14 protein-coding genes and 1 other annotated feature are annotated in these 17,415 nt (G+C 53.0%); of the genes, 10 read left to right on the forward strand and 4 right to left on the reverse strand.

Annotated elements, in window-relative coordinates; genetic code table 11:
• Positions 1-143 precede the first annotated feature (143 nt).
• Both sdeY and sdeX read right to left on the reverse strand, forming a co-directional pair.
• A complete protein-coding gene (sdeY, locus tag SGR01S_RS05675) occupies positions 144-3,290 on the reverse strand; it encodes a multidrug efflux RND transporter permease subunit SdeY (RefSeq protein WP_037425245.1) in 3,147 nt (1,048 codons plus the stop codon).
• A gap of 17 nt (positions 3,291-3,307) precedes the next feature.
• Positions 3,308-4,495, reverse strand: a complete 1,188-nt coding sequence (gene sdeX / locus SGR01S_RS05680; RefSeq protein WP_037425242.1) for a multidrug efflux RND transporter periplasmic adaptor subunit SdeX — start codon at positions 4,493-4,495, stop codon at positions 3,308-3,310.
• Positions 4,496-4,637: 142 nt separating this feature from the next.
• Between sdeX and acrR the strand changes: the two genes are divergently transcribed.
• From acrR to mscK, 3 genes are all read left to right on the forward strand, one after another.
• Positions 4,638-5,321 carry a multidrug efflux transporter transcriptional repressor AcrR gene (acrR, locus tag SGR01S_RS05685; RefSeq protein ID WP_061806806.1) on the forward strand — a complete coding sequence of 228 codons (684 nt, stop codon included), beginning with the start codon at positions 4,638-4,640 and terminating at the stop codon, positions 5,319-5,321.
• Between the two features lie 10 nt (positions 5,322-5,331).
• Positions 5,332-5,685 carry a DsrE/DsrF/TusD sulfur relay family protein gene (locus tag SGR01S_RS05690; RefSeq protein ID WP_037425236.1) on the forward strand — a complete coding sequence of 118 codons (354 nt, stop codon included), beginning with the start codon at positions 5,332-5,334 and terminating at the stop codon, positions 5,683-5,685.
• Between the two features lie 100 nt (positions 5,686-5,785).
• The gene (gene mscK / locus SGR01S_RS05695; RefSeq protein ID WP_061806807.1) at positions 5,786-9,178 is read left to right on the forward strand and encodes a mechanosensitive channel MscK; all 3,393 of its coding nucleotides are present in this window, start codon (positions 5,786-5,788) and stop codon (positions 9,176-9,178) included.
• 40 nt (positions 9,179-9,218) lie between these two features.
• Here the strand turns inward: mscK and rsmS are convergent, their stop codons facing one another.
• Together rsmS and priC are read right to left on the reverse strand one after the other, a co-directional pair.
• A complete protein-coding gene (gene rsmS / locus SGR01S_RS05700; protein ID WP_020825528.1) occupies positions 9,219-9,398 on the reverse strand; it encodes a pleiotropic regulatory protein RsmS in 180 nt (59 codons plus the stop codon).
• A gap of 106 nt (positions 9,399-9,504) precedes the next feature.
• On the reverse strand, positions 9,505-10,041 hold the full coding sequence (gene priC / locus SGR01S_RS05705; RefSeq protein WP_037425301.1) for a primosomal replication protein PriC: 537 nt from the start codon (positions 10,039-10,041) through the stop codon (positions 9,505-9,507).
• Between the two features lie 151 nt (positions 10,042-10,192).
• On the opposite strand from priC, the gene SGR01S_RS05710 reads away from it, so the two are divergent.
• From SGR01S_RS05710 to adk, 7 genes are all read left to right on the forward strand, one after another.
• The gene (locus SGR01S_RS05710) at positions 10,193-10,573 is read left to right on the forward strand and encodes a DUF454 family protein (protein ID WP_061806808.1); all 381 of its coding nucleotides are present in this window, start codon (positions 10,193-10,195) and stop codon (positions 10,571-10,573) included.
• 192 nt (positions 10,574-10,765) lie between these two features.
• Positions 10,766-11,317, forward strand: a complete 552-nt coding sequence (apt, locus tag SGR01S_RS05715) for an adenine phosphoribosyltransferase (RefSeq protein ID WP_037425226.1) — start codon at positions 10,766-10,768, stop codon at positions 11,315-11,317.
• Positions 11,318-11,479: 162 nt separating this feature from the next.
• The gene (dnaX, locus tag SGR01S_RS05720; protein WP_061806809.1) at positions 11,480-13,432 is read left to right on the forward strand and encodes a DNA polymerase III subunit gamma/tau; all 1,953 of its coding nucleotides are present in this window, start codon (positions 11,480-11,482) and stop codon (positions 13,430-13,432) included.
• Positions 12,765-12,829 (forward strand) — a sequence feature (DnaX frameshifting element). It overlaps the preceding gene by 65 nt.
• Before the next feature lie 41 nt (positions 13,433-13,473).
• Positions 13,474-13,803 (forward strand): YbaB/EbfC family nucleoid-associated protein, encoded by a 330-nt coding sequence (locus tag SGR01S_RS05725; RefSeq protein ID WP_012005575.1) that lies wholly within the window; start codon positions 13,474-13,476, stop codon positions 13,801-13,803.
• Positions 13,803-14,408, forward strand: a complete 606-nt coding sequence (recR, locus tag SGR01S_RS05730; protein WP_061806810.1) for a recombination mediator RecR — start codon at positions 13,803-13,805, stop codon at positions 14,406-14,408. The genes SGR01S_RS05725 and recR overlap by 1 nt, the downstream gene beginning before the upstream one ends.
• Positions 14,409-14,552: 144 nt before the next feature.
• Positions 14,553-16,418, forward strand: coding sequence for a molecular chaperone HtpG (htpG, locus tag SGR01S_RS05735; protein WP_037425216.1), 1,866 nt, complete (start codon positions 14,553-14,555; stop codon positions 16,416-16,418).
• 202 nt (positions 16,419-16,620) lie between these two features.
• Positions 16,621-17,265 (forward strand): adenylate kinase, encoded by a 645-nt coding sequence (gene adk / locus SGR01S_RS05740; RefSeq protein WP_061806811.1) that lies wholly within the window; start codon positions 16,621-16,623, stop codon positions 17,263-17,265.
• Positions 17,266-17,415: the final 150 nt, after the last annotated feature.

Raw genomic sequence — 17,415 nt, forward strand, 5'->3', positions numbered from 1 at the left:
ACGACTTACGCGCTGCAATAAACAAAGGATATTGTCTCTGGTTTACTCCAAACATCCGAAAACCCCGTTTTTCGGGTGTTTGCCACCAAAAAAAAGGCCGCATAAGCGGCCTTTGTATTCAGAGGTAAGCGGTCACTGTGTTATCAGTGATGCTCGACCGGATGGCTGTGTTCTACATCCTCAGACTTCTTGCTGAAGCGACGGCGAACCACCACGAAGAAGACCGGAACAAAGAAGATGGCCAGAACGGTTGCGGTGATCATCCCGCCCATAACGCCGGTACCTACTGCGTTCTGTGCACCGGAGCCTGCACCGCTACTGATAACCAGCGGTAGTACCCCGAGGATGAATGCCAGTGAAGTCATCAGAATCGGACGAAGACGCATACGTACCGCTTCTAATGTGGCTTCTATCAGACCTTTGCCTTCTTTATCCATCAGGTCTTTGGCGAATTCCACAATCAATATGGCGTTCTTCGCTGACAGACCTATGGTGGTCAACAGCCCCACCTGGAAGTACACGTCGTTGTTCAGGCCGCGCATCGTGGCTGCCAACAGCGCACCGATAACCCCCAGTGGCAGAACCAGCATAACCGAGAACGGAATTGACCAGCTTTCATACAATGCAGCCAGACACAGGAACACCACCAGAATCGAGATGGCATACAGCGCAGGAGCCTGGTTACCGGACAGACGTTCCTGATAGGACATACCGGTCCAGTCATAACCAATGCCGCTCGGCAGTTTCGAAGCCAACTCTTCCATCATGTTCATTGCTTCACCGGTACTCTTACCCGGTGCAGCCTGACCCAGAATTTCCATGGAAGGCAGGCCGTTATAACGTTCCAGACGTGGTGAACCGTATTCCCATTTCGCGGAAGCGAAGGCGGAGAACGGAACCATCTGGCCGCTAGTGCCACGAACAAACCATTTGTTGATGTCTTCTGGCAACATACGGAACGGTGCGTCAGCCTGCACGTATACTTTCTTCACACGACCGCGGTCGATGAAGTCGTTAACGTATGAACCACCCAGTGCCGTTGTCAGCGTGCTGTTAATGGTGGTGATGCTAACACCCAGCGCCTTGGCTTTCTCTTGGTCGATAATCAGCTTGAACTGCGGCGTATCTTCCAAACCGTTTGGACGCATGCCCACCAGTAAGTCCGGATGCTTGGCTGCCATACCCAACAACTGGTTACGTGCTTCGGTCAGTTTTTCATGCCCCAGGCCACCCTGGTCAATCAGCTGGAAGTCGAAACCGGTCGCGGTACCCAATTCGATAATCGCTGGCAAGTTAAACGGGAATACCAAGCCGTCTTTAATTTGCGAGAACGCACCCATGGCGCGGCCTGCAATCGCCGGCACTTTATTCTGTTCACCTTTACGCTCGGACCAGTCTTTCAGGCTGACGAACGACAGACCGTTGTTCTGACCATTACCGTTAAAGCCGAAGCCCGCAACGGTAAACACAGAAACGACGTTATCTTTTTCTTTGGTCAGGAAGTAGTCGGTGACTTCTTCCAGTACCTTAGAGGTACGCGCTTCGGTGGCACCCGCTGGCAACTGTACCATGGTCAGCAATATGCCCTGGTCTTCGTCCGGCAGGAACGAAGAAGGCAGACGCAGGAACAATAGCCCCATACCTACAACGATCAGCAGGTAGATCACCAGATAACGACCAGTGCTGCGCAGAATGCCCGCGACGCTGTCGGTGTAGTGGTGGGTGCTCTTTTCGAACATGCGGTTAAACCAACCGAAGAAGCCGGTTTTAACCCCGTGATCGCCCTTCGGCACAGGTTTGAGCATGGTGGCGCACAGTGCTGGTGTCAGGATCAACGCAACCAGTACTGACAGTGCCATCGCAGAAACGATAGTGATGGAGAACTGACGGTAGATAGCACCCGTTGAGCCGCCAAAGAATGCCATTGGTACGAATACCGCTGACAGCACCATGGCAATACCGACCAACGCGCCCTGAATCTGCTCCATCGATTTCTTGGTGGCTTCTTTCGGCGGGAGTCCCTCTTCGGACATCACACGCTCGACGTTCTCTACCACCACGATGGCGTCATCCACCAACAAGCCTATCGCCAGCACCATGCCGAACATCGTCAGGGTGTTTATCGAGAAGCCAAACGCCGCGAGAATCGCAAAGGTCCCCAGCAATACTACCGGTACCGCAATCGTTGGGATCAGCGTTGCACGGAAGTTCTGCAGGAACAAATACATCACCAGGAACACCAGGATGATGGCTTCGATCAGCGTTTTTACCACTTCGTTAATTGAGATTTTAACGAACGGGGTCGTGTCGTACGGGTAAACCACTTTCATCCCTTGAGGGAAGAAAGGTTGCATCTTGGTCAGCGCGTCTTTAACCGCTTTCGCGGTGTTCAGGGCGTTGGCGCCTGTAGCCAGTTTGATACCCAAGCCAGCAGCCGGTTTACCGTTATAACGCGCGGTAACGGCATAGCTTTCCGCACCACGTTCAATGTGTGCGACATCTCTCAAGCGAACCTGAGAACCGTCAGCATTCACCTTCAGCAGAATTTTACCGAACTCTTCTGGAGAGGTCAGACGGGTCTGCGCAATGATTGATGCGTTAAGTTGTTGACCTGGCACCGGTGGCATCCCACCCAATTGCCCTGCGGCAATCTGGTTGTTCTGCTCGGTGATGGCGGACGTTACGTCCGTCGTGGTCAGTTGGAAATTGTTCAGCTTGTTTGGATCCAACCAGATGCGCATGGCGTACTGGGCACCAAACAGTTGCACTTCACCCACACCGGATGAACGGCTGATAGGGTCTTTGATGTTAGAGGCTACATAGTCCGCGATATCGTCCTGAGTCATGCTCGGATCGTCGGAAATGAAGCCAGCAACCATCAGGAAGCTGCTGCTCGATTTTTCAACTTTCAGGCCCTGCTGCTGTACTTCTTGTGGCAGCAGCGGTGTAGCCAGTGACAATTTGTTCTGAACCTGAACCTGTGCGATATCAGGGTCGGTGCCAGAGTTAAATGTCAATGTAATGGTGACGCTACCAGAGGAGTCACTGGTGGAGGACATGTACATCAGATTATCGATACCGTTCATATTCTGTTCGATAATCTGAGTGACGGTATCCTGCACCGTTTTTGCATCCGCGCCTGGATAGTTTGCGGAAATACTGACCGCTGGTGGTGCAATAGTTGGATACTGCGCAATAGGCAGTTTCATTATTGCAAGCACCCCCGCCAACATGACGATGATGGCGATTACCCAGGCGAAAATCGGGCGATCTATAAAGAACTTAGCCATGTCTTACCGGCTCCTTTTTATGACTTCTGCGCTTCAGACTGCGGCTGCTTTTGCGCCTGAGTGTCAACTTCCTGCACTTTTACCTGAGCGCCTGGGCGGGCTTTCATCAGACCGGTGACAATCACGCGGTCGCCGGCTTTCAAACCGTCGGTAACCAGCCATTTGTCGCCAATCGCCTGATCCGCTTTCAGTGTGCGCAATTCGACTTTGTCGTCAGCGCCCACGACCAGCGCGGTAGCTTCGCCACGTGGATTACGTGTTACACCCTGTTGTGGTACCAGCAACGCATCGCTACGTACACCTTCATCCAGACGCGCACGAACGAACATGCCCGGCAGCAGGATATCGTTCGGGTTCGGGAACACGGCGCGAATAGTGATGGAGCCCGTGGTTTCATCAACTGTGACGTCAGAGAATTCCAGCGTGCCTTCTTGCTCGTATTGCGCACCGTTTTCCAGCAGCAGTTTCACCTTGGCCTTACCGTTTTCCTGTTTCAGCGCACCGCTGGCCAGTTCTTGCTTCAGACGCAGGAAATCGTTGCTCGACTGTGTGACGTCAACGTACATCGGATCAAGTTGCTGCACGGTGGACAGTGCAGTGGTCTGGCCGTTAGTCACCAGCGCACCTTCAGTTACGGCAGATTTGCCGATACGTCCGGAGATCGGTGAAGTCACTTTGGTGTAAGCCAGGTTGATGCGTGCGGTTTCCACTGCGGCTTTTGCAGCGACTACTGCGGCTTCTGCCTGCTGCAACGTGGAGACAGCGGTATCGTAATCTTGCTTACTGATGTAACTGGTACCCAGCAATGGTTTGTAGCGGTTTACCGTGACGCGCGCGATCGATGCGCTTGCCTGTGCTTTGGCCAAATCGCCTTTGGCACTGTCATAGCTTGCCTGATAGGTGGCAGGATCGATCTGATACAGGGAAGACCCTGCTTTGATATCACTGCCTTCAACAAAGTTGCGTTTCAGGATAATACCGCTGACCTGAGGGCGAACTTCGGCGATACGATACGCAGCGGTACGGCCAGGAAGATCGGTAGTAATGTTGAGAGGCTCTGCCTTCAATGTCACTACACCCACTTCGGGAGCCGGTTGTTGGGCGCCTTGCTGTTGGGTTTCTTTATCGTTACATCCTGTAAGCATTAAGCTGCCTGAAAGCATCAGAACTGCCGCCAGAGGCGTTAACCCTCTGTTTTTGTTCATAGAAAAACCTCAAGTGTCCGATTTCAAAATGATCAATGGATCACAAGCTTTAAAACCCATTGCTGCGTTAATTATATGTGCGTGCTATGGTACATACATACGCGAATGTATGTAAATCACACTCCCCCGAAAAAACAACGTCATGGCACGAAAAACCAAACAGCAGGCGCTAGAAACTCGACAGCACATACTTGATGCTGCGGTGCAAGAATTCTCTGAACGTGGCGTTTCTGCAACGTCACTGACAGATATTGCCACCGCTGCCGGGGTTACGCGTGGTGCAATTTATTGGCACTTCAAGAACAAGGTAGACCTGTTTAACGAAGTTTGGGAATTATCAGAGTCGAAAATAGGCGATCTCGAACTAGAGTATCAGGCAAAGTTCCCCGAGAATCCACTGCGTATTTTACGAGAAATTCTGATTTACATTCTGACAGCTACGGTCGATGACAGCCGCCGGAGAGCGCTGATGGAAATCGTTTTCCACAAGTGCGAATTCGTGGGTGAAATGATGCCGTTGCAGGAAGCACGTAAAGTGCTGTATCTGGCCGGTTACGAACGCATCGAGTCGGTACTGCGAGACTGTATGGGCCATGGCCAATTGCCTGCTGATTTACATACCCGCCGTGCGGCGATCATCCTGCACGCTTATATTACCGGCCTGATGGAAAACTGGCTGTTTATGCCGGAGAGCTTTGACTTGAAAGCAGAAGCCACGATGCTGATAGATTCTTTCCTCGAAATGGCCCAGTTTAGCCCAACCTTGCGTATCAAGCCGGAAGAGCTGGCGGCACTGCCGTGCAGCGTCGAAAGTCATCCTTTATAGGAGAAGCACTATGTCATCTGTTGTGTTGATCGCCAATGGCGCCGCCTATGGTCACGAATCGTTATTTAATGCATTACGCCTGGCGATTGCGCTGAAAGAACAGCAAACCGATCTCGATCTGAAACTGTTCCTGATGTCTGATGCGGTGGTCGCCGGCCTCGCTGGGCAACAGCCGCATGAAGGCTACCATTTGCAGCAGATGCTGGAAATTCTCACTGCACAGCAGGTACCGGTGAAGCTGTGTAAAACCTGCGCGGATGCGCGGGGGGTTAGCCGGTTACCGCTGGCTGACGGCGTAGAGATCGGCACGTTGGTTGAGTTGGCGCAGTGGACGCTGGCGGCCGAGAAAGTGCTGACGTTCTGATTCCGGTACATCTGTACATCACCAGCAATGCTTTTCTTATTCTTTGGCTATCTGCGATCGTGATAATCTTTCTGCTTCTTTATTGATTCGAAGCTAAATCATGCATCGCAGGTTAGTTAAACGCCCTTTTTCAGCGTTACCCTCGTTCCTTGGTGTGGATCTCTGCCGCACGCTTGTCCTATTTTTGTTGATCGCGGTTTGCGCGGTCTGCCAGCCCACGGCCTATGCTGCGCTGAATGGCGATCTACCGTCTCGCAGCGAAATTCAAAGCCAACTGGATGCGTTGAATAAGCAAAAAACGCTGACGCCGGTGAATAAACTGACCCAGCAGGATTTGACCCGTACGCTTGAACTGTTGGATGCAATCGAACGCACCAAACAAGATGGGGCCCAGCTTAAACAGCAACTGCAATTGGCTCCGGGCAAATTACGGCAGGTGACCGCTGATCTAGAGGCGTTGAAAGTGCCGGTAGACAGTGCGGCTGCCAGAGCTGAACTGTTGCCGCTTTCGCTACGCCAGTTAGAAACCCGACTCTATCAGACGCTTGACGACTTGCAGACGGCGCAAGAAAACCTGTCGACTTATAACAGCCAACTGGTTTCATTGCAGACCCAGCCAGAGCGGGTACAAAGCAGTATGTATACTGCTTCGCAGCGCCTGCAGGAAATCCGCAACCAAATCAATGACCAAACGCCGGGCCAGAGTTCATTGCGCGACAGCCAGTTGGTGATGCTGGCAACTGAACAGACGTTGCTCAACGCGCAAATTGATCTACAGCGAAAAAGTCTGGAAGCCAACACCACCTTGCAGGATCTGTTGCAGAAGCAGCGGGATTACACCACCGGGCACATTGATGCACTGGACCATAACGTGCAGCTACTGCAAGAGGTGGTCAACAGTAAGCGGTTGACGTTATCGGAAAAAACCGCGAAAGAAGCACAGAATCCGGAAGATGCGACAGATATTCAGCATGATCAGTTGGTCAGCAAAGAGCTGGATGTTAACCGGCAACTTAGTCAACGGCTGATCGCGGCGACTGAAGAGAGCAACGTGTTGTTCCAACAGAATATTCGGGTGAAGAACTGGCTCGATCGTGGCTTGCAGGCGGAACGCAATCTGAAGGAACAAATCCAGGTACTGAAAGGCAGCCTGGTGTTGTCGCGCATTTTGTATCAGCAGCAACAAAGTCTGCCGCAGGGAACGCTGGTGGCTGATATGGGGACACGCATTGCCGATCTCCGTCTGGAGCAATTTGATATCAACCAGCAGCGTGACGATCTGTTCAAGGGTGATGATTACATCAATAAGTTGGTCGCCGATAGTAAAGAAAAAGCCAGTGCGGACGTGCTTGATGCCTTGAATGAAATCGTCGATATGCGGCGTGAGCTGTTGGATCAGTTGAATAAACAGCTCAGCAATCAGTTGGCACAATCGATCAGCTTACAGATCAACCAGCAACAGTTGACCAGTGTTAACACCTCGCTACGAGATACGCTAACCCAGCAGATTTTCTGGGTAAACAGCAATAAGCCGGTCGATTTGGCATGGTTGAAAGCATTGCCGGGGGCGGTCAAAGATCAAATTGCCGCGCTCGATTTCAAAATAGACATCGGCAAAATGCTGCAAGGTGGGTTGAATTCATTAGTCATCCTTATCCCGCTGTTGCTGTTACTGGGTTTGCTACGTTGGCGCTATAAGCTGATCGACAATCATTTGCAGAAACTGGCGAATGATGTCGGGCAGTTAAAGCGCGATAGCCAATTGCATACGCCGAAAGCCATTATTTTGACCCTGTTGAAGGTATTACCAGGTTCGGCGCTATTGCTCGGCGCCGGTTTCTGGTGTTACCGGACAGATATTGGCCTCAGTGACTTTATTTGGGCACTCTCGCAGCAGTTAGCGATGTTCTGGCTGGTTTTCGGCTTTACCTATCGTCTATTGGCGCGTGGCGGCATCAGCGAGCGGCATTTCAACTTTTCTGTTGAACTCTGTGCGCACTATCGTCGTCAGACGGTGCGCTTGGGCCTGGCGCTACTGCCGTTAATCTTCTGGTCAGTGCTGGGTGAGAAAGCGCCGTTACGACTGGTGGAAGATGTTATTGGCCAGGTGGTGGTGATGCTGACATTGGCGCTGTTAGCCGTGCTGGTGTTCCCAATGTGTCGCGACAGTTGGCGTGAGAAAGGCTCACATGCGGTGCGGTTAGTGATCGTCACTGCTATTGCAGCGACGCCGCTGATTTTGCTCGGGTTGATGTTCGCCGGTTACTTCTACACCACACTGCGCCTTGCTGGCCGCTGGATCGACAGTCTCTATTTATTCTTCCTGTGGAACATTGTTTATCTGACCGCTATTCGCGGTTTGAGCGTTGCGGCGCGGCGGCTGGCATATCGGCGTGCGTTGGCTCGCCGTCAGAGTTTGGCGAAAGAGAAAGAGGGGGCAGAAGGGGTCGAGCCGGTTGAAGAGCCACCTTTGGCGCTCGATCAGATCAACGAACAATCGCTGCGTCTGACCACTATGGTGCTATTTATTATCTTCGCCAGCGCTCTGTACGGTATTTGGTCGGATCTGGTGACGGTGATTTCGTATCTGGACAGCATCACGCTCTGGCATTATACCGCGACCGTTGCGGGCAGCAGCGTGGCACAGGCGGTGACGCTGGGTAATATGATGGTCGCGATAGCTGCGGTGATCGTCGCTTACGTCATGACCCGCAACCTGCCAGGTTTACTGGAAGTGGTGGTGTTGTCACGGCTGCAGTTGCGGCAGGGGACGTCTTACGCTGTCACGACCATACTGACCTATCTGATTACCACCGTGGGCGCTGTGACCGCACTCGGGTCGCTGGGTGTCTCTTGGGATAAACTGCAGTGGTTGGCCGCCGGTTTAACCGTAGGGTTAGGGTTCGGTCTGCAGGAGATTTTCGCCAACTTTGTCTCTGGCTTGATCATCCTGTTCGAACGGCCGATCCGCATCGGCGACACCATTACTATCGGTAGCTTCTCCGGTTCGGTCAGTAAAATTCGCATTCGCGCCACGACCATCACCGACTTTGACCGCAAAGAGGTGATCATCCCGAACAAAGCGTTTGTGACCGAGCGGTTGATCAACTGGTCTCTGTCAGACACCATCACCCGTGTATTGATCAAAGTCGGTGTGGCTTATGGTTCAGATCTGGATAAGGTGAAAGCGGTGTTGTTAAAGGCAGCGCACGATAATCCGCGGGTAATGACCGATCCAGAACCGCAGGTATTCTTCCTTAATTTTGGTGCCAGCACGCTGGACCATGAACTGCGTCTTTATGTCCGGGAATTGCGTGACCGCAGCTATACCGTTGACGAACTGAACCGTTCGATCGAACGCCTGTGTCGTGAGAACGACATCAATATTGCTTTCAACCAGCTTGAAGTGTACTTGCACAACCAGCAGGGCAATGAGGTGCAGGAAGTCAAACGGACACTGTCACCGGGAGAAGGTGGAGTATCGGCAGGATAGTGGGATGAGAATCAAGGGTTCAGCGCAGGCTGAACCCTTTTTATTGCCCGACAGGCAGGTAGGGAGAGGTCACACCATTGCGTTGCAGCTTTTCCTGATAATCCCGTTTGACGATATCCAACGCCGCCAGTGCGGTGGCTGGATCGATCTCATTGCATTCCAACAGGTAAATCAGATCTACCGCCAGTTGCAGTTCTGGTGAGGCATTTTCTAGAGACATAAAACCCACGTTTTAATTGAGATGAATGAGTGATGCTTCGCTTCGGCTGAGTATAGTGAACAAGATCCTCGGAGGGGAATAATCATTAAAATATTGTGATAAATCTTCAAAAACCGTTTTCTTTGCGCTCAATACTGCGTTCAATGCGCGCCAATGCTTGGCGGCAACGCATCAATCGACCTTCCAGCGCCGCGAGTTCATGTTGTAGTTTTTGCTGTGCAGCCAGCGTCGTTTGTCTTCCTAAAAGACTTTCCCGATCTTGAATCATTGCAATGATTCGGCGCTCATAATCCTGATGCTCGGCCAGCTTGTGATACAAATCGACTGCCGCCACTTCCTTGGGTTGATTCTTGCGGCGCAGAGCTTGAGTCGCAAGCTCGCGCTGCAGAGCGGTGATCTGTGCTACCAGCCGCTCGGCCAGAAAGGCAACCTGCGTCGTGCGTTTGTCGTTGGCAGCGGTCTGCAATTGGGTAAAGTTCTTTTGCACTTCTGTCAGGTAATCGCGCAGACGTGTGCCGCGGTTGGAAAACAGCGCTGCGTCAAAGCGTGCCTGCGGAATAGGGGCATCGCCGCGCGGTGTGATTTCGCCGGCAAGAACCGTGATCTGTTGTTCTAACACGTGTAAAAGACGCTGAGTGCTCACGTTGGCTCCATAACAATGAGATTGGGTTCAGCTTGCCCGCGATCACGCCGTGAAACAAGCGCCACGCGCATATTCCGGTTGCAGTGGCTGGCGATGCGGCAGATGCCGGTGGTAAAGTAGCCGCCAACAGGTCCAAGGATGAAGGAGTGACATGACACGTTGGTTATTGATTATCCTCGGTTGGCTGGCGGTAGTGCTGGCAACGCTGGGCGTGGTATTGCCGTTATTACCGACGACGCCGTTCCTGTTGCTGGCCGCTTGGTGTTTTGCCCGTTCGTCGCCGCGATTCCACTCTTGGTTACTGTACCGTTCATGGTTCGGGTCTTATCTGCGTCATTGGCAGCAGCATCGTGCGTTACCGCCTGGGGCCAAATGGAAGGCCGTGTTGGTGATCGTGCTAACCTTTGCGGTTTCGCTATGGTTGGTGAAAATCTGGTGGGTACGCGGGTTATTATTATTGATGTTGGCCATTCTGCTGGCCTTTATGCTGCGTCTACCTGTTGTTGACCTGCCGCAACAAAAACAGCGCTGATTGTGGCTTATGATAGTCAGTAGCTTTTAGGCTGCAGCTTGAAAGATGCAGGCGACAGTTGCATTTGTCCGCCAGTTTGCATAGATTTGGGCGTTTTCGTGCGCGGGGTGCTCCCCATTTCCTGTTTATCGCGGGATTGGGTTTCAGACGACCTGCGTGCAAGTCATTAGGCAGTTTTATCAGGCAATAATTATGACCGCTACTGCACAGCAGCTTCAGTTTATTAAAGACAGTATCAAAACCATTCCGGACTACCCTAAGCCGGGCATACTGTTCCGTGACGTCACCAGCCTGCTGGAAAACCCGCTGGCCTATGCTGCCAGTATTGAATTACTGGTTGAGCGCTTCCGCGAAGCGGGCGTCACCAAAGTGGTGGGCACCGAAGCGCGTGGTTTCCTATTTGGTGCTCCGGTTGCGTTGGCGCTGGGCGTGGGTTTTGTACCTGTACGTAAACCAGGCAAGCTGCCGCGTGCGACCCTCAGCGAAAGCTATGAGCTGGAATACGGTACTGACAAGCTGGAAATCCACACCGATGCTATCAACGCGGGTGATAAAGTGCTGGTGGTTGACGATCTGCTGGCGACAGGTGGCACCATTGAGGCGACAGCCAAGCTGATCCGCCGTTTGGGTGGTGAAGTTAAAGACGCAGCATTCATTATTAACCTGCCGGATCTTGGCGGTGAAGCGCGTTTAAACGGCTTGGGTATCGAATGCTACAGCCTGGTCAACTTCGCCGGCCACTGATTTAAAATTTATATCCCCAATAGATTTTGTCTCACCGCCAGGCGTGTGCATATGTTGCCCATAACGCGGCGGCACGAAAGATGATGGGGATAAACAGCCTCGCGGATCGCCACGAGGCTGTGTTAGCATGACCCTCCAGATTACTCGACTTTTCCGGTATTAATGAGCTATCAGGTTCTTGCCCGTAAGTGGCGCCCTCAAACGTTTGCAGATGTTGTCGGACAGGAACACGTCCTGACTGCGCTGGCTAACGGCCTCTCGCTGGGGCGGATTCATCACGCCTATCTGTTCTCGGGAACGCGTGGCGTGGGTAAAACCACCATTGCGCGCCTGCTGGCCAAAGGCCTGAACTGTGAAACCGGCATCACCGCCACACCGTGCGGTCAATGCGATAACTGCCGCGAGATTGAGCAGGGGCGTTTTGTCGATCTGATCGAGATTGATGCCGCGTCCAGAACCAAGGTGGAAGATACCCGCGATCTGCTCGATAACGTCCAGTATGCGCCCGCCCGTGGCCGCTTCAAGGTTTACCTGATTGACGAAGTGCACATGCTCTCGCGCCACAGCTTCAATGCGCTGTTGAAAACGCTGGAAGAGCCACCTGCACACGTCAAATTCCTGCTGGCAACCACTGATCCGCAAAAATTGCCTGTGACCATACTGTCACGTTGTTTGCAATTCCATCTCAAGGCGTTGGATGTCGACCAAATCCGCAGCCAGTTGGAAACGGTACTGCAAGCAGAACACATCACCAGCGATCAACGTGCATTGCAGCTTTTAGCGCGCGCCGCTGACGGTAGCATGCGCGATGCATTGAGCCTCACTGACCAGGCGATTGCCATGGGGCAGGGGCAGGTAACCACCGCCACGGTTAGCCAGATGCTTGGCACACTCGACGACGAACAGCCACTGGCTATCCTCGAGGCGTTGGTGAGTGCCGATGGTGAAAAGGTGATGGCACAGGTAGCGCAGGCCGCTTCGCGCGGTGTCGATTGGGAAAATCTGCTAGTCGAAACGTTGGCATTGCTGCACCGTATCGCGATGGTGCAACTGCTGCCATCGGTGCTGGACAACCATTACGCCGCTATCGAACAGCGGCTGCGTGAGTTAGCGCGTACTTTGCCGCCGACAGACGTGCAACTTTATTACCAAACGCTGCTGGTCGGGCGTAAAGAGCTGGCTTTTGCACCGGATCGCCGTATGGGGGTTGAAATGACCCTGCTGCGTGCGCTGGCGTTTCACCCGAAAGCGGTGATTCCAGAGCCGGTCGCGATGGTGCAGACGGCACCCGTGCAATTGACACAGCCCCAGTCTCAACTGGCGCAACCACAACAGTTTCAGGATGCGCCACCGCCGTTAGGGCAGGCTGCACCGCAGAACAATCAACCGGCGCATTTACCGGATGCCACCGCGCAATTATTAAAGGCGCGAACCCAACTGCTACGGCAGCAGGGAGCATCCACACCAAAAAAGAGTGAACCGGCGGCGCCTGGAAAAGCGCGGCCGGCAAACTCAGCACTGGAGCGGTTGGCTTCCGTGACTGAGCGCAGCCAGCAGCGCCAGGCGGAAAAGATCGTGCAGGAAAAACCGGCCAAGCCGGAAGCTTACCGCTGGCGAGCATTAACCGAGCCAGAGGCCGAACCGGAGCCGCTGGCTACGCCAAAAGCACTGCGTACCGCGCTTGAGCATGAGAAAACGCCTGAACTGTCAGCTAAGCTGGTGGTTGAGTCGTTGGAGCGCGATACTTGGGCCGCGGAAATCGATAAGCTAAAAATTCCGAAACTGGTACAGCAACTGGCATTAAACGCGGTTAAACAACAGCTGGAACCGGGTAAGATTTGTCTCCATCTGCGGTCGTCGCAGCGTCACCTGAACTCGCCATCGGCGCAGAAGGTGCTGACTGATGCGCTCAGCGAGCTGTATGGCAGCCCGGTTGAGTTGACCGTGGTGGAAGACGATAATCCAGCGGAGCGGACTCCGCTGGAGTGGCGACAAGCCATTTATGAAGAAAAACTGGCGCAGGCGCGTCAGTCGATCGTTGCGGATACCAATATCCAGACGCTGCGCCGTTTCTTTGACGCGGATCTGGATGAAGAGAGTATTCGCCCCATTTAAACGCCGCGTAAAGTGCGCGGCCCTAGCGACGAGAGACGACTATGTTTGGTAAAGGCGGTCTGGGCAACCTGATGAAGCAAGCCCAGCAAATGCAAGAAAAAATGCAGCAGATGCAGGAAGAAGTCGCCAAATTGGAAGTGACGGGCGAATCTGGTGCTGGCCTGGTGAAAGTCACCATCAATGGCGCGCACAACTGCCGTCGTGTGGAGATCGATCCGAGCCTGATGGAAGACGACAAAGATATGCTGGAAGATCTGATCGCTGCGGCGATCAACGATGCAGCACGTCGTATCGACGAAACCCAGAAAGAGAAGATGGCATCCGTGTCCAATGGCATGCAACTGCCACCTGGCTTTAAGATGCCGTTCTGATGCAAACCAGCCCGCTCCTTGAAACACTGATGGAGGCGTTGCGTTGTCTGCCGGGCGTAGGCCCTAAATCGGCGCAACGCATGGCATTCCAGTTGTTGCAGCGCGATCGCAGCGGTGGAATGCGCCTGGCGCAGGCGCTGACCCGTGCCATGTCGGAAATCGGTCATTGTGCCGATTGCCGCACGTTCACCGAGCAAGATATTTGCACCATCTGCGCCAATCCGCGCCGTCAGCAAAACGGCCAGATCTGTGTGGTGGAAAGCCCGGCTGATATTCACGCCATTGAGCAGACCGGTCAGTTCGCCGGGCGCTACTTTGTGCTGATGGGCCACTTGTCGCCGATGGACGGCATTGGGCCTGGCGATATCGGTTTGGATCGGCTGGAGCAACGGCTGGAAAAAGAAAGCATTACCGAAGTGATCCTGGCCACCAACCCAACGGTGGAAGGTGAGGCTACTGCCAACTATATTGCCGAGATGTGTGGTCAGTATGGTGTGGTTGCCAGCCGCATTGCCCACGGCGTGCCGGTGGGTGGCGAACTCGAGATGGTTGACGGCACCACGCTGTCACATTCATTGGCAGGTCGCCACGTCATTAAGTTTTAATGTTTTCCTCTGACGGGGCTATCTGGCCCCGTCAGTTATTCTGCAAAAATTTCCCGCCAGTCGCTTGAAAAACAACGTCCTTACCCCCACTTGATCCTCATTGTCCGATTTTGGTAGCTATTGTCTTTGAGGTAATCAATGAGTATGAAAGGTCAAGAAACCCGTGGTTTCCAGTCTGAAGTAAAACAACTGCTTCATTTGATGATTCATTCGCTGTACTCCAATAAAGAAATTTTCCTGCGTGAGCTGATCTCCAATGCCTCAGACGCCGCCGACAAGCTGCGTTTCCGTGCATTGTCCACACCTGAGCTGTATGAAGGTGACGGTGAGCTGCGTGTACGCCTGTCCTTCGATAAAGACAAACGTACGTTGACCATTGCTGACAACGGCATTGGTATGAGCCGCGAAGAAGTGATTGAAAACCTGGGTACTATCGCCAAATCAGGTACCAAGGCCTTCCTGGAATCTATCGGCTCTGATCAGGCTAAAGACAGCCAACTGATCGGCCAGTTCGGCGTGGGCTTCTACTCCGCGTTCATCGTGGCGGATAAAGTGACCGTTCGCACCCGCGCTGCCGGCGCTGCTGCTGATCAGGGCGTGTTCTGGGAGTCTGTTGGTGAAGGTGATTACACCATTGCTGACATTAGCAAAGAAGATCGCGGTACTGAAATCACGCTGCATCTGCGTGAAGGCGAAGACGAGTATCTCGATGCCTGGCGCCTGCGTTCGGTGATCGGCAAATACTCCGATCACATCGCACTGCCTGTTGAAATTGAAACCAAAAACGAAGAAGACGGCACCGTTACCTGGGAGAAAATCAACAAAGCACAGGCTTTGTGGACCCGTGGCAAGGCTGACGTTACCGACGAAGAATACAAAGAGTTCTACAAGCACATCGCGCACGATTTTACCGATCCGCTGAGCTGGAGCCATAACCGGGTTGAAGGTAAGCAGGAATACACCAGCCTGCTGTATATCCCGGCACAGGCACCTTGGGACATGTGGAACCGCGATCACAAGCACGGTCTGAAGCTGTATGTGCAGCGCGTATTCATCATGGACGACGCTGAGCAGTTCATGCCGAATTACCTGCGTTTCGTGCGTGGTCTGATAGATTCCAACGATCTGCCGCTGAACGTTTCTCGTGAAATTCTGCAAGACAGCCGCGTAACGCAAAACCTGCGCGGTGCGCTGACCAAGCGTGTACTGCAGATGCTGGAAAAACTGGCTAAAGACGATGCTGAAGGCTACCAGAAGTTCTGGCAGCAGTTCGGTCTGGTGTTGAAAGAAGGCCCAGCGGAAGATGGCAGCAACAAAGAAGCCATTGCCAAACTGCTGCGTTTTGCTTCGACCCACGGCGACAGCTCGGCGCAAACCGTTTCGCTGGAAGAATACGTTGGCCGGATGGCAGAAGGGCAGGAAAAGATCTATTACATCACTGCTGACAGCTATGCTGCCGCCAAGAGCAGCCCGCACCTGGAGCTGTTCCGTAAGAAAGGCATCGAAGTGCTGCTGCTGTCCGATCGCATTGACGAATGGATGATGAGCTACCTGACCGAGTTTGACGGTAAGCCGTTCCAATCTGTCAGCAAGGCGGACGACGCGTTGGACAAACTGGCGGATGAAACCGAAGAACAGAAGGCCGCTGAGAAGCAGTTGGAGCCGTTTGTTGATCGCGTGAAAACGCTGCTGGGGGATCGTGTGAAGGATGTGCGCCTGACGCACCGCCTGACGGATACGCCGGCTATCGTTATCACCGATGCTGATGAAATGAGCACCCAGATGGCAAAACTGTTTGCCGCGGCAGGCCAGGAAGCTCCGGCCGTGAAATACATTTTCGAACTGAATCCGGAGCATGCGCTGGTCAAACGCGCATCCGATGTGGGTGATAACGAACAATTCGCTGAATGGATTGACCTGTTACTGGATCAGGCGCTGCTGGCTGAACGTGGCACGCTGGAAGACCCAAATCAGTTTATTCGCCGTATGAATAAGCTGTTGTCCGCATAATTTCGATTATATACGCCTCTACCCTGTGTGTTAGGGGCGTATTTTTTTGTTTTATCACTGATTTTCCGCGTTTTATCCTCTGTTTTACTCCCTGTGTTCCGCAATCGATTTCCTCGCGTACCTTGAGCCAGCCCCCCCTGAAATGGTATGGTTGAGCGTTTTCGCAATTTTATAAAAACTACATAGCAAGGGGATTTACGCAATGCGTATCATTCTGCTGGGCGCTCCGGGCGCTGGTAAAGGTACTCAGGCTCAATTCATCATGGAGAAATACGGTATTCCGCAAATCTCTACTGGTGATATGTTGCGCGCAGCCGTGAAGGCCGGCAGTGAACTGGGCAAGCAGGCGAAAGAGATCATGGACGCCGGCAAGCTGGTGACCGATGAGCTGGTAATTGCACTGGTTAAAGAACGCATCACCCAGGAAGACTGCCGTAATGGCTTCCTGCTGGACGGTTTCCCACGCACTATTCCACAGGCTGATGCAATGAAAGAAGCCGGCATCAACGTGGATTACGTGCTGGAATTTGATGTGCCAGACGAACTGATCGTTGATCGTATTGTTGGCCGTCGCGTACATGCGCCGTCTGGCCGTGTGTATCACGTTAAATTCAATCCGCCACAGGTGGAAGGTAAAGATGACGTGACCGGTGAAGAACTGACGACGCGTAAAGACGATCAGGAAGAAACCGTACGTAAACGTTTGGTGGAATACCATCAGATGACTGCACCGCTGATTTCTTATTACAGCAAAGAAGCTGAAGCAGGTAACACCCAATACCGTAAAATCGATGGCACCCGTAAAGTGACCGAAGTGAGCGCTGAACTGGCGACCATTCTCGGTTAATCGGTTTTTTATTGCTGTGCGTAACGCCAGGCCTTAGGTCTGGCGTTTTTTTTGTCTTTTTCTGCCGAAGTGTGATCGCCCCGGCTTGTTGTCGCACTGCCCTTTAATAACCCCGTGAAAGTGGCGTATAACTGCCTGCATTTCCATCAT

It is taken from the genome of Serratia grimesii NBRC 13537, assembly GCF_001590905.1.
Taxonomy (GTDB): domain Bacteria; phylum Pseudomonadota; class Gammaproteobacteria; order Enterobacterales; family Enterobacteriaceae; genus Serratia; species Serratia grimesii.

Coding starts and splice junctions, on each gene's coding strand:
- SGR01S_RS05725 (WP_012005575.1), top strand. CDS start 13,474: ATGTTTGGTAAAGGCGGTCTGGGCAACCTGATGAAGCAAGCCCAGCAA.
- htpG (WP_037425216.1), top strand. CDS start 14,553: ATGAAAGGTCAAGAAACCCGTGGTTTCCAGTCTGAAGTAAAACAACTG.
- recR (WP_061806810.1), top strand. CDS start 13,803: ATGCAAACCAGCCCGCTCCTTGAAACACTGATGGAGGCGTTGCGTTGT.
- rsmS (WP_020825528.1), bottom strand. CDS start 9,398: ATGTCTCTAGAAAATGCCTCACCAGAACTGCAACTGGCGGTAGATCTG.
- mscK (WP_061806807.1), top strand. CDS start 5,786: ATGCATCGCAGGTTAGTTAAACGCCCTTTTTCAGCGTTACCCTCGTTC.
- acrR (WP_061806806.1), top strand. CDS start 4,638: ATGGCACGAAAAACCAAACAGCAGGCGCTAGAAACTCGACAGCACATA.
- sdeX (WP_037425242.1), bottom strand. CDS start 4,495: ATGAACAAAAACAGAGGGTTAACGCCTCTGGCGGCAGTTCTGATGCTT.
- SGR01S_RS05690 (WP_037425236.1), top strand. CDS start 5,332: ATGTCATCTGTTGTGTTGATCGCCAATGGCGCCGCCTATGGTCACGAA.
- sdeY (WP_037425245.1), bottom strand. CDS start 3,290: ATGGCTAAGTTCTTTATAGATCGCCCGATTTTCGCCTGGGTAATCGCC.
- adk (WP_061806811.1), top strand. CDS start 16,621: ATGCGTATCATTCTGCTGGGCGCTCCGGGCGCTGGTAAAGGTACTCAG.
- SGR01S_RS05710 (WP_061806808.1), top strand. CDS start 10,193: ATGACACGTTGGTTATTGATTATCCTCGGTTGGCTGGCGGTAGTGCTG.
- apt (WP_037425226.1), top strand. CDS start 10,766: ATGACCGCTACTGCACAGCAGCTTCAGTTTATTAAAGACAGTATCAAA.
- dnaX (WP_061806809.1), top strand. CDS start 11,480: ATGAGCTATCAGGTTCTTGCCCGTAAGTGGCGCCCTCAAACGTTTGCA.